This window comes from Streptomyces sp. NPDC050988, from assembly GCF_044456225.1.
In the GTDB taxonomy this organism is placed as follows: Bacteria; Actinomycetota; Actinomycetes; order Streptomycetales; family Streptomycetaceae; genus Streptomyces.
In genome coordinates this window covers 1-26,325 of record NZ_JBITFQ010000026.1, presented here as the reverse complement: position 1 = coordinate 26,325, position 26,325 = coordinate 1, and the positions used below count along the sequence as shown (strand labels likewise).

14 protein-coding genes, 1 tRNA gene and 1 rRNA gene are annotated in these 26,325 nt (G+C 70.1%); 4 read left to right on the top strand and 12 right to left on the bottom strand.

The annotated features are described in order from the left end of the window. The first annotated feature begins 24 nt into the window (after positions 1 to 24). The 3 genes from ACIBEI_RS36955 to ACIBEI_RS36945 all read left to right on the top strand — a co-directional run bounded on the left by ACIBEI_RS36955 (position 25) and on the right by ACIBEI_RS36945 (position 6,849). Positions 25 to 5,010 (top strand): ATP-dependent helicase, encoded by a 4,986-nt coding sequence (locus ACIBEI_RS36955; protein WP_398894875.1) that lies wholly within the window; start codon positions 25 to 27, stop codon positions 5,008 to 5,010. 172 nt (positions 5,011 to 5,182) lie between these two features. Next, positions 5,183 to 5,983, top strand: a complete 801-nt coding sequence (locus ACIBEI_RS36950; RefSeq protein WP_398894874.1) for an Fpg/Nei family DNA glycosylase — start codon at positions 5,183 to 5,185, stop codon at positions 5,981 to 5,983. 101 nt (positions 5,984 to 6,084) lie between these two features. After that, entirely contained in the window at positions 6,085 to 6,849 is a 765-nt protein-coding gene (locus ACIBEI_RS36945; RefSeq protein ID WP_398894872.1) for an SDR family NAD(P)-dependent oxidoreductase, read from the top strand. Between the two features lie 471 nt (positions 6,850 to 7,320). Here the strand turns inward: ACIBEI_RS36945 and ACIBEI_RS36940 are convergent, their stop codons facing one another. From ACIBEI_RS36940 to ACIBEI_RS36900, 9 genes are all read right to left on the bottom strand, one after another. Further along, positions 7,321 to 7,791 carry a Dps family protein gene (locus ACIBEI_RS36940; RefSeq protein WP_398894870.1) on the bottom strand — a complete coding sequence of 157 codons (471 nt, stop codon included), beginning with the start codon at positions 7,789 to 7,791 and terminating at the stop codon, positions 7,321 to 7,323. A 342-nt stretch (positions 7,792 to 8,133) separates the two neighbouring features. Beyond that, the gene (locus ACIBEI_RS36935; protein WP_055509692.1) at positions 8,134 to 8,508 is read right to left on the bottom strand and encodes a helix-turn-helix domain-containing protein; all 375 of its coding nucleotides are present in this window, start codon (positions 8,506 to 8,508) and stop codon (positions 8,134 to 8,136) included. A gap of 109 nt (positions 8,509 to 8,617) precedes the next feature. Continuing rightward, positions 8,618 to 9,163 (bottom strand): CinA family protein, encoded by a 546-nt coding sequence (locus ACIBEI_RS36930; protein WP_398894868.1) that lies wholly within the window; start codon positions 9,161 to 9,163, stop codon positions 8,618 to 8,620. Continuing rightward, positions 9,160 to 9,924 carry a CDP-diacylglycerol--glycerol-3-phosphate 3-phosphatidyltransferase gene (gene pgsA / locus ACIBEI_RS36925; RefSeq protein ID WP_398894866.1) on the bottom strand — a complete coding sequence of 255 codons (765 nt, stop codon included), beginning with the start codon at positions 9,922 to 9,924 and terminating at the stop codon, positions 9,160 to 9,162. The genes ACIBEI_RS36930 and pgsA overlap by 4 nt, the downstream gene beginning before the upstream one ends. Then, positions 9,921 to 11,423, bottom strand: a complete 1,503-nt coding sequence (gene rimO, locus ACIBEI_RS36920; protein ID WP_398894864.1) for a 30S ribosomal protein S12 methylthiotransferase RimO — start codon at positions 11,421 to 11,423, stop codon at positions 9,921 to 9,923. Before rimO ends, pgsA begins: the two co-directional genes overlap by 4 nt. 112 nt (positions 11,424 to 11,535) lie before the next feature. Further along, positions 11,536 to 12,378 (bottom strand): helix-turn-helix domain-containing protein, encoded by an 843-nt coding sequence (locus ACIBEI_RS36915; protein ID WP_398894862.1) that lies wholly within the window; start codon positions 12,376 to 12,378, stop codon positions 11,536 to 11,538. Positions 12,379 to 12,667: 289 nt separating this feature from the next. Next, on the bottom strand, positions 12,668 to 15,433 hold the full coding sequence (locus ACIBEI_RS36910) for a DNA translocase FtsK (protein WP_398894861.1): 2,766 nt from the start codon (positions 15,431 to 15,433) through the stop codon (positions 12,668 to 12,670). A gap of 250 nt (positions 15,434 to 15,683) precedes the next feature. Beyond that, positions 15,684 to 16,373, bottom strand: coding sequence for a two-component system response regulator (locus ACIBEI_RS36905; protein ID WP_200395535.1), 690 nt, complete (start codon positions 16,371 to 16,373; stop codon positions 15,684 to 15,686). Positions 16,374 to 16,670: 297 nt separating this feature from the next. Continuing rightward, positions 16,671 to 22,157, bottom strand: coding sequence for a HAMP domain-containing protein (locus ACIBEI_RS36900; RefSeq protein ID WP_398894860.1), 5,487 nt, complete (start codon positions 22,155 to 22,157; stop codon positions 16,671 to 16,673). Positions 22,158 to 22,478: 321 nt separating this feature from the next. Here ACIBEI_RS36900 and ACIBEI_RS36895 point away from each other — a divergent pair, with 321 nt between their 5' ends. Further along, positions 22,479 to 25,226: a SpoIIE family protein phosphatase gene (locus tag ACIBEI_RS36895; protein ID WP_398894858.1), complete on the top strand. Its 2,748-nt coding sequence runs from the start codon at positions 22,479 to 22,481 to the stop codon at positions 25,224 to 25,226. Positions 25,227 to 25,298: 72 nt separating this feature from the next. Here the strand turns inward: ACIBEI_RS36895 and ACIBEI_RS36890 are convergent. The 3 genes from ACIBEI_RS36890 to rrf form a co-directional block, all read right to left on the bottom strand. Next, positions 25,299 to 25,371, bottom strand: a tRNA-Thr gene (locus tag ACIBEI_RS36890). Positions 25,372 to 25,454: 83 nt separating this feature from the next. Next, on the bottom strand, positions 25,455 to 26,117 hold the full coding sequence (locus ACIBEI_RS36885) for a DegT/DnrJ/EryC1/StrS family aminotransferase (protein ID WP_398894990.1): 663 nt from the start codon (positions 26,115 to 26,117) through the stop codon (positions 25,455 to 25,457). A 114-nt stretch (positions 26,118 to 26,231) separates the two neighbouring features. Then, positions 26,232 to 26,325, bottom strand: a 5S ribosomal RNA gene (gene rrf, locus ACIBEI_RS36880); the annotation flags it as partial.

The following is a 26,325-nucleotide window of genomic DNA, read 5'->3' as shown; positions in this document are numbered from 1 at the left end:
AGTGCCCGGGTGCAGGATGGACGCATGGTCAGCTCCGCACACCGAGCCCTGAGCGGCTTCTCGCAAGCAACCCGTGCATGGTTCACGGGTGCCTTCGACGCGCCCACCGCGGCCCAGGCCGGAGCGTGGCAAGCCATCGGCGAGGGCTCGGACGTGCTGGTCGTGGCCCCCACCGGCTCGGGCAAGACCCTGGCCGCGTTCCTCGCGGCCCTGGACCAGCTGGCCTCGACCCCACCCCCGGCCGACCCGAAGAAGCGCTGCAGAGTCCTGTACGTATCACCGCTCAAGGCCCTCGCGGTCGACGTGGAGCGAAACCTGCGCAGCCCGCTGACCGGCATCCGGCAGGAGGCGGTCCGCCTGGGCCTGCCCGAGCCCGAGGTGAAGGTCGGCATCCGCTCCGGCGACACCCCGCCGGCCGAGCGCCGCGCACTGTCCACCCGCCCGCCGGACATCCTGATCACGACCCCGGAGTCGCTGTTCCTGATGCTCACGTCGGCCACGCGCGACGCGCTGACGGGCATCGAGACGGTGATCCTGGACGAGGTGCACGCGGTCGCGGGCACGAAGCGCGGCGCCCACCTCGCCCTCACCCTGGAGCGCCTGGACGAGCTGCTCCCGAAGCCGGCCCGCCGGATCGGCCTCTCCGCCACCGTCCGCCCGGTGGACGAGGTCGCCCGCTACCTCTCCCCCCACCGCAAGGTCGAGATCGTCCAGCCCCCGTCCGGCAAGGAATTCGACCTCTCCGTAGTCGTGCCCGTCGAGGACCTGGGCGAGCTGGGCGGCTCCCCCGTGGCGGACTCCGACACGGGAGCCGAGCGCCCCTCGATCTGGCCGCACGTCGAGGAGAGGATCGCCGACCTGGTCCAGTCCCACCGCTCGACGATCGTCTTTGCCAACTCCCGCCGCCTGGCGGAGCGCCTCTGCAACCGGCTCAACGAGATCGCGTACGAGAGGGCGACGGGCGAGCCGCTGGAGGAGCACCACGCGCCGGCCGAGCTGATGGGCGGCTCGGGCGCGGCCCAGGGTGCCCCGCCGGTCATCGCCCGTGCCCACCACGGCTCGGTCTCCAAGGAGCAGCGCGCCCTCGTCGAGGAGGACCTGAAGGCGGGCCGCCTGCCCGCGGTGGTCGCCACGTCCAGCCTGGAGCTGGGCATCGACATGGGCGCGGTGGACCTCGTCGTCCAGGTCGAGTCACCCCCGTCCGTGGCGTCCGGCCTCCAGCGCGTGGGCCGTGCGGGCCACCAGGTCGGGGCGATCTCCACAGGCGTGGTCTTTCCGAAGTACCGAGGCGACCTCGTCCAGGCGGCCGTGGTCACCGAACGGATGCGCACCGGCTCCATCGAGTCCCTCCGTATCCCCGCCAACCCCCTGGACGTGCTGGCACAGCAGCTCGTCGCCATGACCGCGCTCGACACCTGGCAGGTCGACGACCTGCTCACCACGGTCCGCCGCGCGGCCCCCTTCGCGTCACTTCCGGAGTCGGCGTTCACGGCGGTGCTCGACATGCTCGCGGGCCGCTACCCCTCCGACGCCTTCGCCGAGTTGCGGCCGCGTGTGGTGTGGGACCGCGTCGCCGGTACGGTCACGGGCCGCCCCGGCGCCCAGCGCCTCGCCGTCACCTCCGGCGGCACCATCCCCGACCGCGGTCTCTTCGGGGTCTTCCTCGCCGGCGCCGACCCCAAGAAGGGCGGCGGCCGGGTCGGCGAGCTCGACGAGGAGATGGTCTACGAGTCCCGCGTGGGGGATGTCTTCACGCTCGGCACCAGCTCCTGGCGCATCGAGGACATCACGCGCGACCGCGTCCTGGTGTCCCCGGCCCCCGGCGTGCCGGGCAGGCTGCCGTTCTGGAAGGGCGACCAGCTCGGGCGTCCGCTCGAACTCGGCCGCGCGGTGGGCGCGTTCCTGCGCGAGGTCGGATCGCTGCCCAAGGACGACGCCCGTCTCCGCCTCCTCGCGGCGGGCCTGGACGCCTGGGCCGCCGACAACGTCCTGTCCTACCTGGCCGAACAGCGTGAGGCCTGCGGCCACATCCCGGACGACCGCACCATCGTCGTCGAGCGTTTCCGTGACGAGCTGGGCGACTGGCGGGTCGTCGTGCACTCGCCCTTCGGCGCCCAGGTCCACGCCCCGTGGGCCCTCGCGCTCGGCGCCCGCCTCTCCGAGCGGTACGGCATGGACGCCCAGGTCATGCACGCCGACGACGGCATCGTCCTGCGCCTCCCGGACGCCGACCTGATGGGCCTGGACCTGCTCGACCAGGAACCCGCCAAGCTGGGTACGGAGTACGACTCGGAGCAGGCCCCCGTGGGCGCGGCGGACGTCGCGTTCGACAAGGGCGAGGTCAATCAGATCGTCACCGACCAGGTCGGCGGCTCCGCCCTGTTCGCGTCCCGCTTCCGCGAATGCGCCGCCCGCGCCCTCCTCCTGCCGCGCCGCAGCCCCGGCAAGCGCACTCCCCTGTGGCAGCAGCGCCAGCGCGCCGCCCAACTGCTCCAGGTGGCCGGCGAGTACGGCTCCTTCCCCATCGTTCTGGAAGCCGTCCGCGAATGCCTCCAGGACGTCTTCGACGTACCGGGTCTCACGGAACTGATGGGCGACCTGGAGTCCCGCAAGGTGCGGCTCGTCGAGGTCACGACACCGGAACCGTCCCCCTTCGCCCGGTCACTGCTGTTCGGCTACGTCGCCCAGTTCCTGTACGAGGGAGACTCCCCGCTCGCCGAGCGGCGTGCCGCGGCCCTGTCGCTGGACTCGCGTCTGCTCGCCGAACTCCTCGGCCAGGCGGAGTTGCGCGAACTCCTGGACGCCGATGTCCTGACGGAGCTGGAGAGGGAGCTCCAGTGGCTCACGGAGGACCGCCGCACCAAGGACGCCGAAGGCGTCGCGGACCTTCTGCGGATGCTCGGCCCGCTCACCGGCGCCGAACTGGCCGAGCGCGGCGCCGAACCGGAGTGGGCCCGGGATCTGGCTTCGGCCCGCCGCGCCATCCGGGTCCGGATCGGCGGGGCCGACCACTGGGCGGCGATCGAGGACGCGGGCCGACTGCGCGACGCGCTCGGCACGGCACTGCCGGTCGGCGTCCCGGAGGCCTTCACCGAACCGGTCAAGGACCCGCTCGGCGACCTCCTCGCCCGGTACGCGCGCACGCACGGCCCGTTCACCTCGACCGCGGCGGCGGGCCGCTTCGGCCTGGGTCCGGCCGTCACCGAAGGGGCGCTGCAGAGGCTCGCCGCGGCCGGTCGCGTCGTACAAGGCGAGTTCCACCCGGCGGGGATCGGCCAGGAGTGGTGCGACGCGGCGGTGCTGCGCCGGCTGCGGCGCCGTTCGCTGGCCGCGCTGCGCCATGAGCTGGAGCCGGTGCCGCCCGCGGCTCTGGCACAGTTCCTGCCGCAGTGGCAGCACCTCGGCAGTGGGCACGGCCTGCGCGGCATCGACGGACTCGTGCGCGCCATCGAGCAGTTGCAGGGCGCTTCGGTGCCCGCATCGGCGCTGGAGAAGCTCGTCCTGCCGTCCCGCGTCGCGCACTACGCCCCCGCGATGCTCGACGAACTGACCGCCGCCGGAGAGGTCGTCTGGGCCGGAGCGGGCGCACTGCCCGGCAAGGACGGCTGGGTGTCCGTCTACCTGGCGGACACCGCTCCCCTCCTCCTGCCACCCCCGCATCCCCTGGAGCTGACCGCGCTCCACCAGTCGGTCCTGGACGCCCTCTCCGGGGGCTACGGCCTCTTCTTCCGCCAGATCACCGACCAGATCCGCGCCACCACGCACCCCGATGCCACCGATCCCCAACTCGCCGACGCCATCTGGGACCTGGCCTGGTCGGGCCGTCTGACGAACGACACGCTCGGCCCGATGCGCTCTCTCCTCGGCTCGGGCCGCACCGCGGGTTCCACCGCGCACCGCGCGAAACGCACAGTGCCCCGCGGCCGGTACGGAGGCCTGACGGCCGCCGCACGCCCCCAGTCCCGGACGGGCCCGCCGACGGTCGCGGGCCGCTGGTCGCTGCTCCCCGCCCTCGAACCCGACGCCACGGTCCGCGCCCATGCCCTGGCCCGTACCCTGCTCGACCGACACGGCGTGGTCACCCGGGGCGCGGTGGCGGCGGAGGGCGTGGAGGGCGGCTTCTCCGCCGTCTACCGCGTCCTGTCCGCCTTCGAGGAGAGCGGCCAGGCCCGCCGCGGCTATGTGGTGGAGGGGCTCGGCGCCGCCCAGTTCGCGATGGACGGCGCGGTGGACCGACTGCGCGCGGCGGCCAACGCCCGCGAGCGGGGTGAGGCCCTGCCCGAGCCCGGGTTCCCGGGCATGCCCCTGCCCGGCGGCCGCCCGGTCGCACGCACACCGGGCCACACCGACGGTCCCACCGAACACCCGGATCCCTTCGACGACATGGGCGACGTGGGCTTCCCCGCCTCCGACGCTCTCCGGTCGGACAACGACCCGTACTCCTTGCGCGACGGTTCCGGACCGTCCTTCCCCGGCACCCCGACACCGGGCTCCGATCATCGATATCCAACCCCCTTCGCCGACACGCCCCGTACGGCCCCGCAGGCCTTCCCGGGAGGCCCCGCCTCCCGTGCCCGCGCGGGCAACGGCAACCGCGCCATCGTGCTGGCCGCCGCCGACCCCGCGAACGCCTACGGAGCGGCCCTCCCCTGGCCCGAGCCCCCCACAGGTGCCGGTCACAAACCGGGCCGCAAGGCGGGCTCCCTGGTTGTCCTGGTGGACGGCGAGCTGACTCTCTACATGGAGCGAGGCGGCAAGACGCTCCTGGCCTGGCCGTCCACCCTCGACGGCTCGCCCTCCGACAGTTCGCCTACCGACGACTCGCCCCTCCACGACCCGCGCCTGCGCACAGCCGCCGAAGCACTCGCCGCGGCCGCCCGCGCGGGATCCCTCGGCACGGTCACGGTGGAGCGGGTCAACGGAGCCTCCGCACTGACATCCGCCTTCGGCACCCTCCTGGAAGGAGCCGGTTTCCACGCGACCCCACGAGGGCTGCGCCTCCGCGCGTAAGCCGCCTGCGGCGTAAGGCCGCCCGCCCAACGCCGACCCGTCACCACCGGCCCCGTCCCCACCCGTCACCACCGGCCCTATCCCACCCGCTCCCCTCGCCGCCCGGCCCCTCCCCCCCCGGCCTTCCCTGCCACACAAGACACCCCGCCCGCCCCGTGCCACCCTGGACCCCATGCCCGAAGGAGACACCGTCTGGCAGACCGCCCGGCGCCTGCACACCGCGCTCGCGGGCCACGTGCTCACCCGCTCCGACCTCCGGGTGCCCAAGTACGCCACGGCCGACCTCACCGGACGCGCGGTCCTGGACGTCACCCCGCGCGGAAAGCACCTGCTCACCCGTATCGAGGGCGGCCTGACCCTGCACTCCCATCTTCGGATGGACGGCTCCTGGAAGGTGTACGCCCCGGGCGAGCGCTGGAGCGGCGGCCCGGGCCACCAGATCCGGGTGATCCTCGGCACCAACGACCGCACGGCCGTGGGCTACCGGCTCCCCGTACTGGATCTGCTCCGCACCACCGACGAGGAACGAGCCGTCGGCCACCTCGGCCCCGACCTCCTGGGCCCGGACTGGGACCCCGACAAGGCCCTGGCGAACCTCCTGCGCGACCCGGCCCGCCCCCTCGGTGAAGCCCTCCTCGACCAGCGCAACCTCGCCGGCATCGGCAACATCTACAAGAGCGAGCTCTGCTTCCTGCTCCGCGCGACCCCCTGGCTGCCCATCGGCGACCTCCCCGCCGACCACGCCGCCCGTCTGCCTGCCCTCGCCAAAAAGCTCCTCGAAGCCAACCGCGACCGCCCGGCCCGCAGCACCACAGGCCGCCGCGACCAGAACCTGTACGTGTACGGCCGCGCACCCCGCCCCTGCCTGCGCTGCCGCACCTCGATCCGCGCCGCGAACCAGGGCGACGGCTCCCGGGAGCGCCCCACGTACTGGTGCCCGACCTGCCAGCCGGGCCCTTCCCCGCACCCCTGACCGGCCCCACCGCGCACAACCCACCCCGTACAACCCATCACGTACAACCCACGACGCACGACCAATTGACGACCCGTCAGAAACCCTCGTACGGTCCCCTCATGCCCGTCACCGCGTACGACCTCACCGGACGCACCGCATTCGTCACCGGCGCGGCAAGCGGTATCGGCCGCGCCAGCGCCGTGCTGCTCGCGGAGGCGGGTGCCACCATCCACTGCGCAGACCGCGACACCCAGGGCCTGGACGAGACAGCGGCCCTCATCAAGGACACGGGCGGTACCGCACACTCACACCCCCTCGACGTCACCGACCGCTCCCAGCTCAATGAGGCGGTGGCGGCCTGCGAGCGCCTCGACGTCATGGCCGCGGTCGCCGGGATCATGCACAGCAGCCCGGTCCTGGAGACCCGCGACGAGGACCTCGACCGCGTACTCGGCGTCAACTTCAAGGGCGTTCTGTACGCCTGCCAGGAGGCGGCCCTCGCGATGATCGCGTCAGGTACGCGGGGCAGCATTGTCACGATGGCGTCGGGAGCCGTCGACACCGGCGGGCCGGGCCTGCTCTGCTACGGAGCGGCGAAGGCAGCCGTCGTCCAGCTGACGAAGACCCTGGCGACGGAGATGGGCCCGCACGGCATCCGTGTCAACGCGGTCGCGCCGGGATGGATCCGTACGCCCATGACCGACCGCCACGACGGCGAGGCCCAGGCGCGGACCGAGGGGTTCATGGCCCGGATGTCACCACTGGGCCGGGTCGGTGAGCCGGAGGACATCGCCCACGCGGTCCTGCACCTCTCCTCCGACGCCTCGTCGTTCACGACGGGCCAGATCCTCCGCCCCAACGGGGGCGTGGCAATGCCTTGGTAACGAGGCACCGACGCACACCCCCGCGCCCAACGCCCTCACAGAAGCCGCCCCGAAGCCGCCCTGAAGAGCCCTCCGGGCAGCGTCTCAGGAAGACCCCCCACGCCCCACAAGCGGCCCCCGCCACCTCCGCCAAACCTCCGAAACGCGCCGCGCCCACCGATCCGACCCGGCCGCCCCCGCGGCACGCCCCTTCGGCACACAGTGCACCGGAAGCAGACTCAGCCCCCACCCACCGGCCGCGACCGCACCCTCCAGCACGCCGACGTCCGGCGCGAACGCCAGCCGCATCACGGCCCACCACCACAGCCCTCCAACACCGAGGGCCAGCCCCCACTTGCCTATTCGCCCCATCCGCCCCGCCATGGCACCACCTCCAGCCAGACGCCTGACGCTAGTCCGCCACGTTCACCCATCAACAGGGCGCACACATACAAACCGGGCGCCCGGCGCACACCACGAGCGCCCGCCACCTCACCCGTTCTCCGCCTGGAACATCCAGTGATGCTTCTCAAGATCCGCGGTGATCCCGATGAAGATGTCCTGACTCACCGGATCCGCCTCCCCCGTGGCCCCGACCCGCTGCCGCATCCGCTCGATGACTGCCGCGAGCGCGTCCACGAGCGTCCCCACCGCGTCGGTGTCCTTCACCCACCCGTCCGGCGTGACCCCGATACCGCTGCTGGTCGCGACCGTCGCGGCACGTCCGTCCGGCGAGACCCCGAGCGTGGAGGCACGTTCGGCCACGGTGTCGGAGTGCAGCCGGGCGGTGTCCACGACCTCGTCGAGCTGGAGATGGACGGACCGGAAGCGCGGTCCGACCACGTTCCAGTGAATCTGCTTCGCCACGAGCGACAGATCCACCAGATCGACCAGCGCACCCTGCAGCGCCTCGGACACGGTCTTCAGATCGGCATCGGTCAACGGGCTCTTCACGACGTACATGGACATCCTCCGGTCAGCAACGACCCCCGGCTTCCGCCCCCGCTCCTCCACCATGGCCGCCCCGCCCACTACCGGCAAACGCTGACAAAACCCACCACACCACCGAACCGCACCACCGAACCGCACCACCGCGCCCCACCACCGAGCCGCGCCACACCACCGAGCCGCGCCACACCACCGAGCCGCGCCATCAAGCCACACCCTCACACCACGCACCCGGCTTCAGCCCCCGCCCACGCAAAAGCCCCGACCGCCCCCCTCCAGGTCTCCCGGGAGAAGGCCCCGGCCGGGGCTCTCACACAGTTCTTCGCATCTCAGCTCGCGGGCGCGAGCCCGTGAGCGTCAGGCGGCGACGACGTCGACCGCCTCCGCAGGCGCCTTGATGGTCACCCGTTCCGGCGGCACACCGGTCACCGATACGGAATTGAGCCTCGGGCGCACCGGTGTGGGCACAGGCTCGGTAGCCGCTGCCGACCGGGCCAGCTCGGCGAGTGCGAGCTCGTCGCTCACTTCCCGCATGAGCTCGGACATCCGTACGTCCAGCGCGTCGCAGATAGCGGAAAGCAGCTCAGAGGAAGCCTCTTTCTGCCCCCGCTCCACCTCGGAAAGATAGCCGAGTGAAACTCGGGCGGACGAGGAGACTTCGCGCAGAGTACGGCCCTGGCGCTGGCGCTGCCGACGCAGCACGTCACCAAGCAGGCGACGGAGCAGAATCATCGGTGGCTCCCTCCTCGGACCGCGTAGCCGCATCCTTCTCGCCCCACCGTACCGCCTTGCGCCGCGGCCGTGCGGGGAGCGATGTCGTGTTCACTCAGGGCTGCAAACATCAAAACCCCCCGTTCTGTTCCGTATCCTGTGCCCGCTCGTTCTCAGTGAGTTCGCCCACAAGCTGCTCCAGAAGCAGTGCGAGCACGCTCCGTACACTCTCCATACGGATTTCCGTCCGGGAGCCGTTCAACCGCAACGCCACCACTTTCCCGCCAAGAACGCCTTCGCCGGAGGTGCCGTGCGGCCCTTCCACGGCAACGAAAACCGTGCCGACGGGCTGTCCGTCCTGGGGTTCGGGACCGGCGACACCGGTCGTCGCGATGCCCCAGTCCGCGCCGAGCACCTTGCGGGCGCCGACCGCCATCTGGGCCGCGACCTGCGGATCCACCGCTCCGCGCTGATCCAGCAGAGTGGCGTCGACGCCGAGTACATCGCGCTTGAGATCGGTGGCGTACGCGGTCACCGAGCCGCGGAAGGCCTTGGAGGCTCCGGGCACCGCCGCGAGGTCCGCCGCGACCAGACCGCCGGTGAGCGACTCGGCGACAGCGAGCGTCTCGCCCCTCACCGTGAGTAGTCGCAGCACTTCGGCGGCCGTGGAGGTCACGCTTCCGCCTCCTCGGCGGCGGCCTTCCGCTCGGCCAGTCCCTGGCGCCGCAGCACAATGGCCTGTCTCACATAGTCGATTCCGGTGACGACTGTCAGGGCGACCGCCGCAGCCATCACCCAGAACCTCAGGGTCGCCAGGGGCCCCGTCAGCGCCAGGACGTACATCCCGACGGCCACACCCTGCGTCAGCGTCTTTATCTTGCCGCCGCGGCTGGCGGGGATCACGCCGTAACGGATCACCACGAAGCGCAGCAGGGTGATCCCGAGTTCACGCCCGAGGATCACGCCCGTCACCCACCACGGCAGATCGCCGAGCGAGGAGAGACAGATGAGCGCCGCCCCCATGATCGCCTTGTCGGCGATCGGGTCGGCGATCTTCCCGAAGTCGGTGACGAGGTTGTACGTACGGGCCAGATGGCCGTCGAAGACGTCCGTGATCATGGCTACGGCGAAGGCCGCCCAGGCCCAGGCCCGCCACACGGGGTCGTATCCGCCGTCGGCCAGCATCAGCGCCACGAAGCCCGGCACGAGCACGAGCCGGAGCATGGTGAGGAGGTTGGCGACGTTCCACAGACTCGCCTGGTTGACGGCCGCGGCGCTCAGCTTCGCGCCGCGCGGTGTCTTCGAGCCCTGGGCGCCGGTGGCACCCGTACCGGAGGTTCCGGAGTTTCCCTTGCCGGAAGCGCTGGAGGCGCCGGCAGCACCGCGCGTACCGGGCGCACCGGGGCCGCCCGCCGCGGATGCCGGGACTCCGGTCATCTGGCCGCCTCCTCTGTACATGCGAGCGAGCCCGGGAGCGGCTCGGCCACCAGGTCGACACCTTCCGTACCGACCACCTTCGCCTCGACCATACGGCCGACGGTGAGACCTTCGCCGCTTGTGAACAGCACCTGGCCGTCGGTCTCGGGCGCCTGGTGCGCGGCACGGCCGTACGCGGGCTCCTCCTCGCCTGCGGAACCGGCGGCGGATCCGGCGCCGCCGACGGACTCCACCAGCACCTGCAAGGTCTCCCCGACACGCTCCTCCGCCCGCTGGGAGACCAGCTCCTCGGCGAGCCGGGACACGCGCGCGAGGCGCTCGGCGACGACGTCCCCGTCCAGCTTGTTCTCGTACGTCGCCGCTTCGGTGCCGTCCTCGTCGGAATACCCGAAGACGCCGATGGCGTCCAGCCGCGCGCCGGTAAGGAAGCGCTCCAGCTCCGCCAGGTCGTCCGCGGTCTCGCCGGGGAAGCCCACGATGAAGTTGGACCGCACACCGGCCTGCGGAGCCTTGGAGCGGATCGTGTCGAGCAGCTGCAGGAACTGGTCGGTGCTCCCGAAGCGGCGCATCGCGCGCAGCACGCCGGGGGCCGAGTGCTGGAAGGACAGGTCGAAGTAGGGCGCGATCTTCGGCGTCGAGGTCAGTACGTCGATGAGCCCGGGCCGCATCTCGGCGGGCTGGAGGTAGCTGACCCGCACCCGCTCGATCCCGTCGACGTCGGCGAGCTCGGGCAGCAGCGTCTCCAGGAGGCGGATGTCGCCGAGGTCCTTGCCGTACGAAGTGTTGTTCTCGGAGACCAGCATGACCTCCTTGACGCCCTGTTCGGCCAGCCAGCGCGTCTCTCCCAGGACGTCCGACGGCCGCCGCGAGATGAAGGAGCCGCGGAAGGACGGGATCGCGCAGAAGGAGCAGCGCCGGTCGCAGCCGGAGGCCAGCTTCACCGAGGCGACGGGAGAACCGTCGAGCCGGCGGCGCAGGGGTGCGCGGGGACCGGACTCCGGAGCGAGGCCTTCCGGAAGATCGACGGGAGCGTGCCCCGGAAGGGCGACCTCCGCGCCGGCGCTCTGCCGCTCGGCCGGGCTGATCGGCAGCAGCTTGCGCCGGTCGCGAGGGGTGTGGGCGGCGTGGATTCCGCCGTTCAGGATGGTCTGGAGGCGGTCGGAGATGTCGGCGTAGTCGTCGAAACCGAGCACACCGTCGGCCTCGGGCAGGGCCTCGGCGAGCTCCTTGCCGTACCGCTCGGCCATGCAGCCGACGGCCACGACGGCCTGCGTTCTCCCATGGCCCTTGAGGTCGTTGGCCTCCAGGAGGGCGTCGACGGAGTCCTTCTTGGCGGCCTCGACGAAGCCACAGGTGTTGACGACCGCGACGTCCGCGTTCTCGGCGTCCTCCACGAGGTGCCAGCCGTCCGCCTCCAAGCGGCCTGCGAGCTCCTCCGAGTCCACCTCGTTACGGGCGCAGCCAAGAGTGACGAGTGCGACGGTACGGCGTTCAGGCATGGGCTCAAGACTACTTCGTCCCACTGACAGCCCACGTCGACGGGGTTGGCCGATCTTGGCCAACCCCGTACCCGCATGCCCCTTGAGGTCACTTGTCCGACCTCGGGGTCCCTCATCCGACCTCGGGGTCGCCCTTCGTGTACGTGAGGCGCTCGACGCCACCGGGCTGGAACTCGTCCTCGATCTTCTTGCCGTTGACGTAGAGCTGGAGCGCTCCCGCGTCACCGAGGACGAGGTCGATCTTCTCCTTGTCCTGGAAGGTCTTGGAGTCGCCCTGCTTCAGGAAGCCGTCGAAGAGCAGCCGGCCGTTGTGGTCCTTGGCGGAGATCCAGCTGCGCCCGTCGGGGGCGGTCACCTGGACGGTCACCTTGTCCTGCGGCGCGGCCGCGATGGCGCTGTCCGACGGGTCGGGCTTGGGGTCGGCGGGCTTGGTCGGGGTCGGCTTGGTCTTGACGGGCTTGCTGGCGGTGGGCGTGGATCCCTCGGCGACCTGCGTCTTCGAGCCGTCCGAGTCGTCCTTGACCATCGTGAACCCGACGAAGCCGATCACCGCGACGATCGCGGCGACCATGGCGGCGGTCCAGTTGGGACCCCGGCGCTCCGGACGGATCCGCTCGGCCTCGAACATGGGTGCCGCGGGGGTCGGCGCGGGCCGCCCGCCGTGATCACCGTCGTACTGGGCGAGCAGCGGCGCCGGATCGAGGTGGACGGCGCGCGCCAGCGTCTTGAGGTGACCGCGGGCGTACACGTCGCCGCCGCAGGGCGTGAAGTCGTCCTGTTCGATCGCGTGCACGATGGCGATGCGGACCCGGGTGGCGTTACTGACGTCGTCGACTGTCAGCCCCGCCGCGATGCGCGCCTGCTGCAGAGCACGGCCGATCGAAGGGCGATCACCCTTTTCGATGGGAGGCTCGTCCTGAGGGGAGTTGTCGTCAGGGGAGTTGCCGATGGACACGGGGGCGCCTTTCGAGCGTGTAGCCACCTGTGCTGGAGGTTCAGTCTAGGGGGGTTGCGAAAGGGTGGGGCAACCGGGCGGTGGGACTTTGTACGCCATCAGAACGGCCGGTCATCCTGATGGTGGGACACGTGCCTTTCCCTTCCCTCAACTTGACGTGCGACGAAGGGAAACGGTTGCTCACGGTTCCCTTACGGGTGAGTCACGTTCGAATCACCCACGTGGCCCTGACGTGCTCACCCACGTGGCCGAGGCCCATCCGCAAGAGGAAACGGACTTCCCCGTTTCTCTACGGATGAGCCTCCCCACGGATCACCGCGAGCACTCCGTCCAGCTCGTCAGGTTTCACAAGAACATCACGTGCCTTGGAACCCTCGCTCGGACCGACGATGTTGCGGGACTCCATGAGGTCCATCAGCCGGCCGGCCTTGGCGAAACCGACGCGCAGCTTGCGCTGGAGCATCGAGGTCGACCCGAACTGCGTGGAGACGACCAGTTCGGCGGCCTGGCACAGCAGGTCGAGGTCGTCGCCGATGTCCTCGTCGATCTCCTTCTTCTGCTTGGTGCCCACGGTGACGTCGTCCCGGAAGACCGGCGCCATCTGGTCCTTGCAGTGCTGGACGACGACGGCGACCTCTTCCTCGGTGACGAAGGCGCCCTGCATACGGGTCGGCTTGTTCGCCCCCATCGGCAGGAAGAGCCCGTCGCCCTTGCCGATCAGCTTCTCGGCGCCGGGCTGGTCGAGGATGACCCGCGAGTCCGCGAGCGACGACGTGGCGAAGGCGAGCCGCGAGGGCACGTTCGCCTTGATCAGACCGGTGACGACGTCCACGGACGGCCGCTGCGTGGCGAGCACCAGGTGGATGCCCGCCGCGCGCGCGAGCTGCGTGATACGCACGATCGAGTCCTCGACGTCCCGTGGCGCGACCATCATCAGGTCGGCGAGCTCGTCGACGATCACCAGCAGATACGGATAGGTCTTGAGCTCCCGCTCGCTGCCTTCCGGCGTCTTGAGCTTGCCGTCGCGGATGGCCTGGTTGAAGTCGTCGATGTGCCGGTAGCCGAACGCCGCCAGGTCGTCGTACCGCAGATCCATCTCCCGTACGACCCACTGCAGCGCCTCGGCGGCCCGCTTCGGGTTGGTGATGATCGGCGTGATGAGGTGCGGGATGCCCTCGTACGCCGTCAGCTCGACGCGCTTGGGGTCGACGAGGACCATCCGCACGTCCTCGGGAGTCGCGCGGACCATGATTGACGTAATCAGGCAGTTAATGCACGACGATTTACCGGAACCCGTGGCTCCGGCGACCAGGACGTGCGGCATCTTCGCGAGGTTGGCCATCACATAGCCGCCCTCGACGTCCTTGCCGAGCGCGACGAGCATCGGGTGGTCGTCCTCGGCCGCGTCCGCGAGGCGCAGCACATCGCCCAGGTTGACCATCTCGCGGTCGGTGTTGGGGATCTCGATGCCGACCGCCGACTTGCCGGGGATCGGGCTGATGATCCGCACGTCCGGGCTGGCGACGGCGTACGCGATGTTCTTGGCGAGCGCCGTGATCCGCTCGACCTTCACCGCGGGGCCGAGCTCGACCTCGTACCGCGTGACCGTCGGGCCACGGGTGAAGCCGGTGACGGCGGCGTCGACCTTGAACTCCATGAAGACGTTCGTCAGCGAGGCGACCACGGCGTCGTTGGCGGCGCTGCGCGTCTTGCCCGGGCCGCCGCGCTCCAGGAGGTCGAGCGACGGCAGGGAGTAGGTGATGTCGCCGGAGAGCTGCAGCTGCTCGGCGCGCGGAGGCAGATCGCGCGCCGTCTCGGGCGCGGGCTTGGTCAGGTCGGCGACCTCGGCCTTGAGCATCTCCTGCTTGGGCCTGGCGCCCTTGGCCCCCTTGGCGCGCGCGGCGGGCACCGGCGTCGGCTCCCCGCGACCGCCCGTGTCCTGTCCGCCGGTGTCCTGACGGTCCCCGCGGTCCGCACCGACGCCCTGCGTCAGATCGGCCACCAGCGCGCTGGGAGGCATCCCGTGCATCACGGCACCGTCGAGCGCCGCCGCGGCGGCAGCAGCCACGTCCACGGCGTCCATGGGCCGGTCCAGCGCGGGCTGCTGCACGGCGGGCCGCCGACGGCGGCTCCGGCGCGCGGAGAGCGCCTCCTGCTCGGCACTGTCCGGGTCGTACTCCTCGGGCGCCGCCCGGCGCCGCCGGGGGCTCGCCGGCAACGCCTCGCGCCACTGGTCGTCGTAGCGCTCGTCGTCCTCGCCGAACCCGTCGTCCGTCTCACGAGGGTGTACGAGGCCGAGCCGGGCGCCCAGCATGCGCAGCCGCTGCGGAATGGCGTTGACCGGTGTCGCGGTGACCACCAGCAGCCCGAAGACCGTGACCAGCGCAAGAAGCGGTACGGCGAGAACCTCACCCATCGTGTACGTCAGCGGTGTCGCCGCACCCCAGCCGATGAGTCCGCCCGCGTCCCTTATCGCCTGCATGCCGTCGCTGCGCGCGGGCGCCCCGCAGGCGATGTGGACCTGGCCGAGCACACCGATGACGAGCGCGGAAAGACCGATCACGATGCGGCCGTTGGCCTCGGGCTTCTCGGGATGCCGGATGAGGCGCGCGGCGATGACCCCGAGCAGTATCGGCACGAGCAGGTCGAGGCGGCCGAAGGCACCGGTCACCAGCATCTCGACGAGGTCACCAACCGGACCACGGAGGTTGGACCAGGTCCCGGCGGCGACAATCAGTGCCAGCCCGAGCAGCAGCAGCGCGAGACCGTCCTTTCGATGCGCCGGGTCGAGCCCCTTCGCGCCCCGCCCTATGCCGCGGAACACGGCGCCGACGGCGTGCGCGACCCCCAGCCACAGGGCGCGCACCAGCTTGTACACGCCCCCGGTCGGGTTGGGCGCCGGCTTCGGAGGCGCGGCCTTCTTGGCCGCGGCCTTCTTCGCGGGCGCCTTTTTCGCCGGGGCTTTCTTCGCAGGGGCCTTCTTCGCCGCAGCCTTCCTCGGTGCGGCCGCCTTCTTCGCGGGCGCCTTCTTGGCTGCGGACTGACGTGGGGCCATGAGTGTGAGGTTACCGGTGGAGACCACTGCGGACACGTGTGCCTACTGCTTCACCCGTTCGTGTCGCCCACACAGGGCGCCGAAGTGACGCCGCCTCAACACCAATCCTGGCTGTGCACAACGACGTTGCCCTCACCCGCGCCCCGTAGGGGGCGCGGGGAACTGCGCGCCCAGCCCCCACCGACGGGTGCTCGGGCCGTGAGCGACACACCGGCCCCAAGCCAATGCGACTCAGTCTGGCCAACGCGACTCAGTTCTGCGAGGGCAGCGAAGAAGCCGCCCCACTCCCCGTCCCCGGCTCCAACGCGTCCAGCGCCCGCCGCAACCCCGTGAGTTTGCGTTCGAGATGGGCCGCGGTGGCCACCGCGGCCGCGTCCGCCGAGTCGTCGTCGAGCTGTTTGGAGAGGGCCTCGGCCTGCTCCTCGACAGCCGCGAGCCGCGCGGAGAGTTCGGCGAGCAGCCCCGCCGGCTCCTTGGTGTCGCCGACCGCCGCCTTGCCGCCACCGCCTTCGAGCTGGAGCCGCAGCAGCGCTGCCTGCTCCCGGAGTTGGCAGTTCTTCATGTAGAGCTCTACGAAGACCGAGACCTTCGCGCGCAGCACCCACGGGTCGAACGGCTTCGAGATGTAGTCCACCGCACCCGCCGCGTATCCCCGGAAGGTGTGGTGCGGGCCGTGGTTGATCGCCGTGAGGAAGATGATCGGGATGTCCCGGGTCCGTTCTCGCCTCTTGATGTGCGCGGCGGTTTCGAAACCGTCCATGCCCGGCATCTGGACGTCCAGCAGAATGACCGCGAAGTCGTCCGTGAGCAGTGCTTTGAGCGCTTCCTCCCCGGAAGATGCCCGAACCAGTGTCTGATCGAGCGCGGAGAGGATCGCCTCCAGCGCCAGCAGATTCTCCGGCCGGTCATCGACCAGGAGGATCTTGGCCTTCTGCACCATGGCCCGCCCTCCTCGTCCCGGCAGTGCACCGGGCGCCGCCCCAGGGGACGACTCCCTTGCGTCGCCCGTCCTTGTGCCGGTCATGGTAGCCGCACCCCGCCTGTCGCCACACCCTGTCACCGCGATGTCACTGTGCACGTAGCAGAAACGTAGCGGGAGACCAGAAGGTTCCCCGAATCCCGGGTTTCTACACCGTCTCGGGCACACTCAGTCAACAGCCCGGCGCGCCCGGGCCACCACCCGAGCGCCCCTGGCCACACGGCCGTTCCCGGCCGCCCGATCACTCCTGCCACCCTGTCACTGTCCCTGCATCCACTGCTGCATGACCGCGAGAAGATGATCGGGATCGACCGGCTTCGTCACGTAGTCGGAAGCACCCGACTCGATCGCCTTCTCCCGGTCGCCCTTCATCGCCTTCGCGGTGAGCGCGATGATCGGCAGCCCGGCGAACTGGGGCATCCGGCGGATCGCCGTCGTGGTCGCGTATCCGTCCATCTCGGGCATCATGATGTCCATCAGGACGACCGTCACATCGTCGTGCTGTTCCAGCACTTCGATGCCCTCGCGGCCGTTCTCGGCGTACAGCACCGACAGTCCGTGCTGCTCCAGGACGCTGGTGAGCGCGAACACGTTGCGGATGTCGTCGTCGACGATCAGCACCTTCTCGCCCTCGAAGCGGATGACGGCGCGCGAGTGCACGGACGTCTCCTCGCCCCCAACAGTCCAGGAATCCCGGGCCTGCGTCTGCGGCCCCGGAAGGGCGGGCCGCTGCTGGGCCGAGGGCATCGCCCTGCGACGCCGCCTGAAGAGCGCGGCGGCCCCGTTCTGTGTCTCCTGGTACGACTTGACCTCTGCGGGGGTCTCCACATGGCCCCCGTTCTCGCCGTCCGAACCCGCCGGAAGCGCCCCGTTCTCCATGGGCGTACCGAGCTGCGGATAACCCTGGGGAGGCAGTTCGCTCGGGTGCAGCGGCAAATACAGCGTGAACGTCGAGCCGCGTCCCGGCTCGCTCTGCGCGTGGATCTCACCGCCCAGCAGTCGCGCGATCTCCCGGGAGATGGACAACCCCAGTCCCGTACCGCCGTACTTGCGGCTCGTCGTGCCGTCCGCCTGCTTGAACGCCTCGAAGATCACCCGCATCTTGCTGGCCGCGATCCCGATTCCCGTGTCCGCCACGGAGAACGCGATCAGATCGGCGTCCGCGTCCCGCAGTGAACCCGCCTCCAGGAGCTGTTCCCGGATGGCGACCGGCACCTCCGCGCCCGCGGGCCGGATGACCAGTTCGACCGCTCCGGAGTCGGTGAACTTCACCGCGTTGGAGAGCAGGTTGCGCAGCACCTGGAGGAGCCGCTGCTCGTCCGTGTGCAGCGTGGCCGGCAGCTCCGGCGACACCCGTACGGAGAAATCGAGGCCCTTCTCCGCCGTCAGCGGACGGAAAGTGGCCTCTACGTAGTCGACGAGTTGGACCAGCGCGATACGGGTCGGCGACACATCCATCTTGCCCGCCTCGACCTTCGACAGGTCGAGGATGTCGTTGATCAGCTGGAGCAGGTCGGAACCCGCGCCGTGGATCGTCTCGGCGAACTCGACCTGCTTCGGGGTGAGGTTGGAGTCCGCGTTGTCGGCGAGCAGCTTGGCCAGGATCAGCAGCGAGTTGAGCGGCGTACGCAGCTCGTGCGACATGTTGGCGAGGAACTCGCTCTTGTAGCGCATGGAGACCGCGAGTTGCTCGGCGCGCTCCTCCAGGACCTGCCGCGCCTCCTCGATCTCGGTGTTCTTGACCTCGATGTCGCGGTTCTGCTGGGCCAGCAGTTCGGCCTTCTCCTCCAGCTCGGCGTTGGACGCCTGGAGGGCCTTCTGCCGGTTCTCCAGCTCGGCCGACCGCTCCCGCAGCTGCTCCGTCAACTCCTGCGACTGCTTGAGCAGTACCTCGGTCTTCGTGTTGACCGCGATCGTGTTGACGCTCGTCGCGATCATTTCGGCGATCTGGCTGAGGAAGTCCTTCTGGATGTGCGTGAACGAGTGGAACGACGCCAGCTCGATCACACCGAGCACGGTGCCTTCGAAGAGCACCGGCAGCACGATGACATGCGCGGGAGGCGCCTCCCCGAGCCCGGACGCGATCTTCAGATACCCCGGCGGCACGTTCTCCACGAGAATCGTCCGCTTCTCCTTGGCGGCCGTCCCGATCAACGTCTCCCCGGGCCTGAACGACGTCGGCATGGAGCCCATGGAGTACCCGTACGACCCGAGCATGCGCAGTTCGTACGAGTCGTCGTGCGCGGCGCCCACGTCCTTGCCATCGTCCAGCGGCATCGCCAGGAAGAACGCGCCGTGCTGCGCCGAGACCACCGGAGTCAGCTCGCTCATGATCAGCGAGGCCACGTCGGCGAGGTCGCGCCGGCCCTGCATCAGACCGGAGATCCGGGCGAGGTTGCCCTTCAGCCAGTCCTGCTCCTTGTTGGCGATGGTGGTGTCACGGAGGTTGGCGATCATCTTGTTGATGTAGTCCTGAAGTTCCTGGATCTCGCCGGAGGCGTCCACGTCGATCTTCAGGTTGAGGTCGCCACGGGTCACCGCGGTGGCCACGCGCGCGATGGCACGCACCTGCCGGGTGAGGTTCCCGGCCATCTCGTTCACCGACTCGGTGAGGTCGCGCCAGGTGCCGTCGACGTCGCGGACGCGCGCCTGGCCGCCCAACTGGCCTTCCGTGCCCACCTCGCGGGCGACTCGGGTGACCTCCTCGGCGAACGACGACAGCTGGTCGACCATCGTGTTGATGGTGGTCTTCAGCTCCAGGATCTCGCCGCGCGCGTCGATGTCGATCTTCTTGGTCAGGTCGCCCTTGGCGATGGCCGTGGTGACCATCGCGATGTTGCGCACCTGGCCGGTCAGGTTGGACGCCATGCCGTTCACGGACTCGGTGAGGTCCTTCCACGTACCGGACACGCCCGGTACGCGCGCCTGGCCGCCGAGGATGCCGTCCGTGCCCACCTCGCGGGCCACCTTGGTGACCTGGTCGGCGAACGAACTCAGCGTCTTCACCATGGTGTTGAAGGTGTCGGCGAGCTGCGCGACCTCGCCGCGCGCCTCGATCGTCACCGTCCGGGTGAGGTCGCCGTTGGCGACCGCGGACGCGACTTGGGAAATGTTCCGCACCTGCACGGTCAGGTTGTTGGCCATCAGGTTGACGTTGTCGGTGAGGTCCTTCCAGATGCCCGTGACGCCCGACGCGTACGCCTGACCGCCCAGGATGCCTTCGGTACCCACCTCGCGGGCCACCCGGGTCACCTGCTCGGCGAACGACGACAGCTGGTCGACCATCGTGTTGACGGTGCTGACGAGTTCGAGGATCTCGCCCTTCGCGTCGACGGTGATCTTCTTCGACAGGTCGCCCTTGGCGACCGCGGTCGTGACCTCGGCGATGTTGCGCACCTGGATCGTCAGGTTGTTCGCCATGAAGTTCACGGACTGGGTGAGGTCCTTCCAGGTGCCGGAGACACCCTGCACCTCGGCCTGTCCGCCGAGGATGCCCTCCGTGCCCACCTCGCGGGCCACCCGCGTGACCTGCTCGGCGAAGTTCGAGAGCTGGTCCACCATCGTGTTGAGGGTGTTCTTCAGCTCCAGGATCTCGCCGCGCGCGTCCACGTCGATCTTCTGCGACAGGTCACCGCGGGCCACCGCCGTCGCGACCTGCGCGATGTTGCGCACCTGGGCGGTGAGGTTGCCGGCCATGCCGTTCACGGAGTCGGTCAGGTCGCGCCAGACACCGGCGACGCCGGGCACCTGCGCCTGACCGCCCAGCCGGCCGTCGGTGCCCACCTCGCGGGCCACCCTGGTGACCTGCTCGGCGAAGGCGCTGAGCTGGTCGACCATCGTGTTGATGGTGTTCTTGAGCTCCAGGATCTCGCCGCGCGCGTCGACCTCGATCTTCTGCGACAGGTCACCCCGGGCCACCGCCGTCGTCACCTGCGCGATCTGCCGCACCTGGGAGGTGAGGTTGCCCGCCATGAAGTTGACGGAGTCGGTGAGGTCCTTCCACGTGCCGGACACACCGTCCACGCGCGCCTGGCCGCCCAGCCGGCCCTCCGTGCCCACGTCACGCGCCATCCGCGTCACCTGGTCGGCGAAGGACGACAGCTGGTCCACCATCGTGTTCACGGTGTTCTTCAGCGCGAGCATCTCACCGGAGACGTCCACGGTGACCTTCTGCGACAGATCGCCGTTGGCCACCGCCGTCGTCACCTGCGCGATGTTCCTCACCTGTCCGGTGAGATTCCGGAACGCCGTGTTGACGGAGTCCGTGAGGTCCTTCCACGTACCGGCCGCGCCCGGCACCGCCGCCTGACCGCCCAGCTCACCCTCGACACCGACCTCCCGCGCCACGCGGGTCACCTCGGCACCGAAGCTCGACAGCTGGTCGACCATCGTGTTGACGGTGTTCTTCAGCTCCAGCATCTCGCCGGCGACCTCGACGCTGACCTTCTGCGACAGGTCACCGTTGGCCACCGCCGTCGTCACCGCGGCGATGTCCCGCACCTGAGTGGTGAGGTTCCGGAAGACCGTGTTCACCGAATCGGTGAGGTCCTTCCACGTTCCCGCCGCACCCGGCACGTTCGCCTGCCCGCCGAGCCGCCCCTCGCCGCCGACCTCGTTGGCCACGCGGGTGACCTCGTCCGCGAACGTACGCAGCGTCTCGGTCATCTGGTTGATCGTCTCGGCGAGCTGCGCGACCTCGCCGCGCGCCGACACGGTCACCTTCTGCGACAGGTCGCCGTTGGCCACCGCCGTCGTCACCTGGGCAATCCCGCGCACCTGCGCGGTCAGATTGCCGGCCATAAGATTCACCGAATCGGTGAGGTCCTTCCACACACCCGCCACACCAGGCACCTGCGCCTGGCCGCCGAGCTCGCCCTCGGTGCCCACCTCACGCGCGACTCGCGTCACCTCGGAGGAGAAAGAGGACAGCTGATCCACCATCGTGTTGACGGTGTTCTTGAGTTCCAGCATCTCGCCGGCCACGTGAACCGTGACCTTCCGGGACAAGTCACCCTTGGCGACCGCTGTGGTCACCAGCGCGATGTCCCGCACCTGAGCCGTCAGCCGGTACGCCATGGTGTTGACCGAATCCGTGAGGTCCTTCCACGAACCGGACATACCGCGCACCCGCGCCTGCCCGCCCAGCTTGCCCTCGGTGCCCACCTCGCTGGCCACACGCGTGACCTCGTCGGTGAACGTCGACAGCTGGTCGACCAGGTTGTTTACCGTGCGCCCGACCTTCAGGAACTCCCCGCGCAGCGGATGCCCGTTCCCGTCCGCGGCCTGCGCCCGCAGCTCCATGCGCGGCGACAGATCGCCCTCCGCCACGGCGGACAGCACCCGTCCGACCTCGGAGACGGGCCGTACGAGGTCGTCGACCAGCGCGTTGGAGTTGTCGATCGCGGTGGCCCAGGAGCCCTCGCAAGCGCCCGACTCCAGCCGCTCCGTCAACTTGCCCTCGCGGCCGACCATGCGCCGCACGCGCGCCAGCTCGCCCGTCAGATGCAGATTCCGGTCGGCCACTTCATTGAAAACCGCCGCGATCTCGGACATCACGCCATCGCCCGAGACCGTGAGCCGCTTACGGAAGTTGCCGTCCCGCATCGACACCAGGGCCGCCAGCAGCCTGTTCAGGGCAGCCGTGTCCACGTCGGTGGTGCCATTGCGTGGTTTGCGCTGGTTACTCAGGGACTGTCCGCCTTTCGCGCGCGTTTTAGTGCCCCGCGTCGCTGCGCCAGACTCCACTGTGTCCCTCCCGCAAGGGTCGACCATTTACTGCTCGGCGTACTCGGGTACTACTGCTCGGCGTACTGGAAGGCACTCTGCCTGCCCGGACCTTCCCTTGAAGCTTGCCCAGTGTTTCACCATGGCTGAACCAGGCCATAACAGTTCGGCAGCTTCGCACATGGTCCGCACACACGCTCCGGAGTGGAAACAGTGGTGACCGGCATCCGCATGGACGGCGAAGGTAAGTAACCTTGCATGCGGCTGTCCAGCCACGCCGGTCCTTCCGGCCTGGGCGGTGGCACGAGCACGAGCGGGCAGGCATCGGAGGGGCACCGCACCATGACCACCGAACTGCATCCTGGGGGGCCACCCCAGGATCCCCGGCCGACGGAGAACCAGCCCCTGCCCCGGCAGGAGCGGGTCGGCCACGCAGCGCTGCCCTCCGACAACCGGACAAGGAGTTCTGTGATCACCGCGCGCGCGGCCGCCAGCTTCGATCCTGTCGGGCGGTCCGTCGCGACCGCCCGGTCCTTCGTCCGTGACACCCTCCAGGGTTGGGGCTTCGCCGACATCGTCGACGACGCCGTGGTCCTCACCAGCGAGCTTGTCACCAATGCCGTGGTGCACGCGGGCACGTCCGCCGACGTCCTGTGCCTGCGCAGCGACGAGGGCGTACGGATCGAGGTGGGGGACCGCTACCCGGAACGTGAGATTCCACTCCAGGCGACCGCCATCAACATGGGCAGCCCCGACCGCGAGGGCGGCCGTGGCCTGCAGCTCTGCGCCGCCCTGGCCGGCCGCTGGGGCGTCGAGTACACGCCCACGCACAAGCAGGTCTGGTTCCAGCTGGAACTGCCGGAACGGTCGGTGGGCACCCGCACAGCCGGCCCCGCCCTCCCGGCCAACCTCCTCCCGCTCGCCGACGGCCGCGTCCGCGTGGCGGTCATCCAGATCGACCGCACCGGCGCCATCAACGCCTGGAACGAGGACGCGGAGGAACTGTTCGGGTACGCGGCCGAGCAGGTCATCGGCAAGCCCCTCACCGACCTCGCGGCCTGGCCGCACACGCCCGGCACCAGCACCGGCATCGTCGAGGCGCTCCAACTCTCCCGCTGGGAGGGCAGCTACGGCCTCCGCGCCGCCAACGGCCGTGTGACACCCGTCTACGCGTCGCATCTGCGCGTCCGGGACACCGGCGGCGAACCCTCGACGGTGTGCCTTCTCGTACGCGACCACGAACGCGCCGTCCTGCAGACCCCGCTGCGCGTCAACGCCTCCGACACGACCACCAGTTCGGAGGGTCAGGCGTCGGACCCCTTCGAGGTCTTCATCGGCTCGCCGGCCCCCGACGACCTGGACGGCCTCCTCCAGCGCACGGTGGAGCGCGCCCGCGACATGCTCGACGGCGACTCCGCCTTCCTCCTCCTGGCGACCGACGACGAAACGGAGTTGGAGGTCCGCGCCTCCACCGGCCTCCCCTCCGCCCGCCAGCGCTTCGCCCGCGTCCCCGTGGAAGCGGGCCCCGGCCGCTACGGCTCGGCCCGTATGCCCGCCGTACACGAGGACCTGACGGTCGTTCCGGGCGCCGTACCGCTCCTCAGCGGCACGGGCATGCGCTCGGTCGTCACGGTCCCCCTCAAGGTCGAGGGCCGCCTCACCGGTTCACTCGGCGTCGCGGCCGAGGCCCAGGGGCGGTATTCGAACGAGGAGGCCCTGCGCCTCCAGTTCGCCGCCGACCGCATCGCGCTCGCCGTGGAGTCGGCGCGCCTGGGCGAACTGGAGCGCCTGCGCCGCGGATCCCTGTCCTTCCTCGTCGAGGCCTCGGACCTCCTCGCGGGCACGCTGGACCGCGACCAGACACTGGCTCTGATGGCCCAGATGACGGTCCCGACCCTGGCCACCTGGTGCGCCGTCTACACGATCGCCGACCAGGCATCGGATCCGTATCTTTCGTACGTCCTGCACGAGGACGAGGACCGCATCGACGGCCTCAAGGCCCTCCTGTCGAAGATCGCCCCTCCGGACCCCGTCCCGACCCCGGGCGCCCGCGTCTGGGCCGCTCCCGCGGAGGCGGCCCACCAGGCGGCCCTGCGCACCTCCATGCGCAGCCTCGGCCTCGGCGAGCCCGCCACCGTGAGCTCCGGCATCGGTACGACGCTGCAGACGGCCGCTGCGGTCGGCGGCGAGACGGTCGTACTCCCCCTGGTGGCCCGCAACCGCGTCATCGGCATGCTGACGCTCGGCAAGCCGTCGGACGAACACTTCCGCCAGGAAATCCTTGAACTCGCCGAGGACTTGAGCCGCAGGGCCGCCCTGGCCCTCGACAACGCCCGCCTGTACTCGGAGCGCACGGCCATCAGCCAGTCCCTCCAGCGCAGCCTCCTGCCCCCGGAACTCCCCCAGATCGACGGCGTGGAGGTCGAGGTCATCTACCGCGCGGCGGGCGAGGGCAACGAAGTCGGCGGCGACTTCTACGACCTCTTCCCCATCCGCGACGGCGCCTACGGCTTCGCCATCGGAGACGTCTGCGGTACGGGCCCGGAGGCGGCCGCGGTCACCGGCCTCGCCCGACACGCGCTGCGGCTGCTCGCCCGCGAGGGCTTCGGCGGCCCGGCGGTCCTGGAGCGCCTGAACTCCGCGATCCTCGACGAGGGCGCCCGCAGCCGCTTCCTGACGCTCCTGTACGGGGAGTTGTGGCCCCAGGAGGACGGCTCGGCGCTCCTCAAGGTCGTCTGTGCCGGCCACCCGCTCCCCCTGCGCCTCCGCCAGGACGGCACGGTCGAACCGGCCGCCGAACCCCAGCCGCTCCTCGGCGTGATGGAGGACCTGGAGCTGTACGAGCAGACGATCACGCTCGACCCGGGCGACGTCCTGCTGTGCGTGACGGACGGCGTCACCGAACGCCGCGAGGGCACGCGCATGTTGGGCGACGACGGCCTCATCGACGTCCTCACCACCTGCACAGGCCTCACGGCCGGAGCAGTGGCCGCTCGCATCATGCGCGCGGTGGAACGCTTCGCGTCGGACGCCCCGTCGGACGACATGGCCATTCTCGCGATGCGCGTTCCCGGCCTCCAGAACGACTGAACCCGGCCCGAAGGAACCGGTCCCGGACACACGAAAGGCCCCCGCCCACAAGGGCGGAGGCCTTTTTGTCGGAGCCCCCCAACGGAATCGAACCGTTGACCTTCTCCTTACCATGGAGACGCTCTGCCGACTGAGCTAGGGGGGCCAGTTACTTTTCGAGGTCTCCCTCGCGGCAACGAAATAGATCATACCCCGAACGGCGGCGTGCTCCCAACCCTGTTCAACCGCCTAGAAGGCGGGCTGCAGGAGCCCACCGAGCGCATTGCACGCGGACACCATCCGCTGCATCTCCCGCTTCGACAACGACGCGTCAACAGGCAGAGCCAGCGTCTCGTCGGCGGCCCGCTCGGTCTCCGGCAGGCAGACGTCCCGCCGGAAGACGGGCATCCGGTGCACGGGCGTCTTCACCGGCACCCGGCACTCGACTCCTTTGGCCCGCACGGCCCGCGCGAAGGCGTCCCGGTCCGGCCGTCCGTTCCCCGGCACCCGCACGACGTACTGCTGGTACGTGTGTCCGATGCCGCGCATCGGCGTCCGCACGCCCCTCAACCGCCCGTCCAGGAACGCCGCATGCGCCCTGCGCTCCTCGATCTCGTCGTACGGCGCCTCGGACTCGCCCTGCTCCAGCACGAGCAGCCCGTGCCGCTGCCCGACGTCCCGGAGCCGCGCGATGTCAGCGGGCCGTCCGAAGCGGTGCACGGCGACGACAGCGACGGTCCGCGGACCGACGGCCGCGTTCACCTCGGTGGCGTCCAGGCAGTACGTGGCCGGGTCTATGTCGGCGAAGACCGGCATCGCACCGGCCTGGATCACGGCCTCGGCGACCTCGACGTTGCCGAACGCCGGCACGATGACCTCGTCACCGATTCCCACGCCCGCGGCCCGGAGCATTGCAGCAGTACCCATGTGCGGGATGTTGGTCGCGCAACGTGAACTCCAAGTGACGCACAACAAAAAAGAGCTGGTCCCTGAACCGAAGTTCAGGGACCAGCTCTATTAATAATAGTTCGGCGGTGTCCTACTCTCCCACAGGGTCCCCCCTGCAGTACCATCGGCGCTGTAAGGCTTAGCTTCCGGGTTCGGAATGTAACCGGGCGTT

Bases quoted from the DNA above. Each gene is read 5' to 3' on its own strand.
- ACIBEI_RS36955 (WP_398894875.1), top strand. From the start codon at position 25: ATGGTCAGCTCCGCACACCGAGCCCTGAGCGGCTTCTCGCAAGCAACC.
- ACIBEI_RS36950 (WP_398894874.1), top strand. From the start codon at position 5,183: ATGCCCGAAGGAGACACCGTCTGGCAGACCGCCCGGCGCCTGCACACC.
- ACIBEI_RS36945 (WP_398894872.1), top strand. From the start codon at position 6,085: ATGCCCGTCACCGCGTACGACCTCACCGGACGCACCGCATTCGTCACC.
- ACIBEI_RS36940 (WP_398894870.1), bottom strand. From the start codon at position 7,791: ATGTACGTCGTGAAGAGCCCGTTGACCGATGCCGATCTGAAGACCGTG.
- ACIBEI_RS36935 (WP_055509692.1), bottom strand. From the start codon at position 8,508: ATGATTCTGCTCCGTCGCCTGCTTGGTGACGTGCTGCGTCGGCAGCGC.
- pgsA (WP_398894866.1), bottom strand. From the start codon at position 9,924: ATGACCGGAGTCCCGGCATCCGCGGCGGGCGGCCCCGGTGCGCCCGGT.
- rimO (WP_398894864.1), bottom strand. From the start codon at position 11,423: ATGCCTGAACGCCGTACCGTCGCACTCGTCACTCTTGGCTGCGCCCGT.
- ACIBEI_RS36910 (WP_398894861.1), bottom strand. From the start codon at position 15,433: ATGGCCCCACGTCAGTCCGCAGCCAAGAAGGCGCCCGCGAAGAAGGCG.
- ACIBEI_RS36905 (WP_200395535.1), bottom strand. From the start codon at position 16,373: ATGGTGCAGAAGGCCAAGATCCTCCTGGTCGATGACCGGCCGGAGAAT.
- ACIBEI_RS36895 (WP_398894858.1), top strand. From the start codon at position 22,479: ATGACCACCGAACTGCATCCTGGGGGGCCACCCCAGGATCCCCGGCCG.
- ACIBEI_RS36885 (WP_398894990.1), bottom strand. From the start codon at position 26,117: ATGCTCCGGGCCGCGGGCGTGGGAATCGGTGACGAGGTCATCGTGCCG.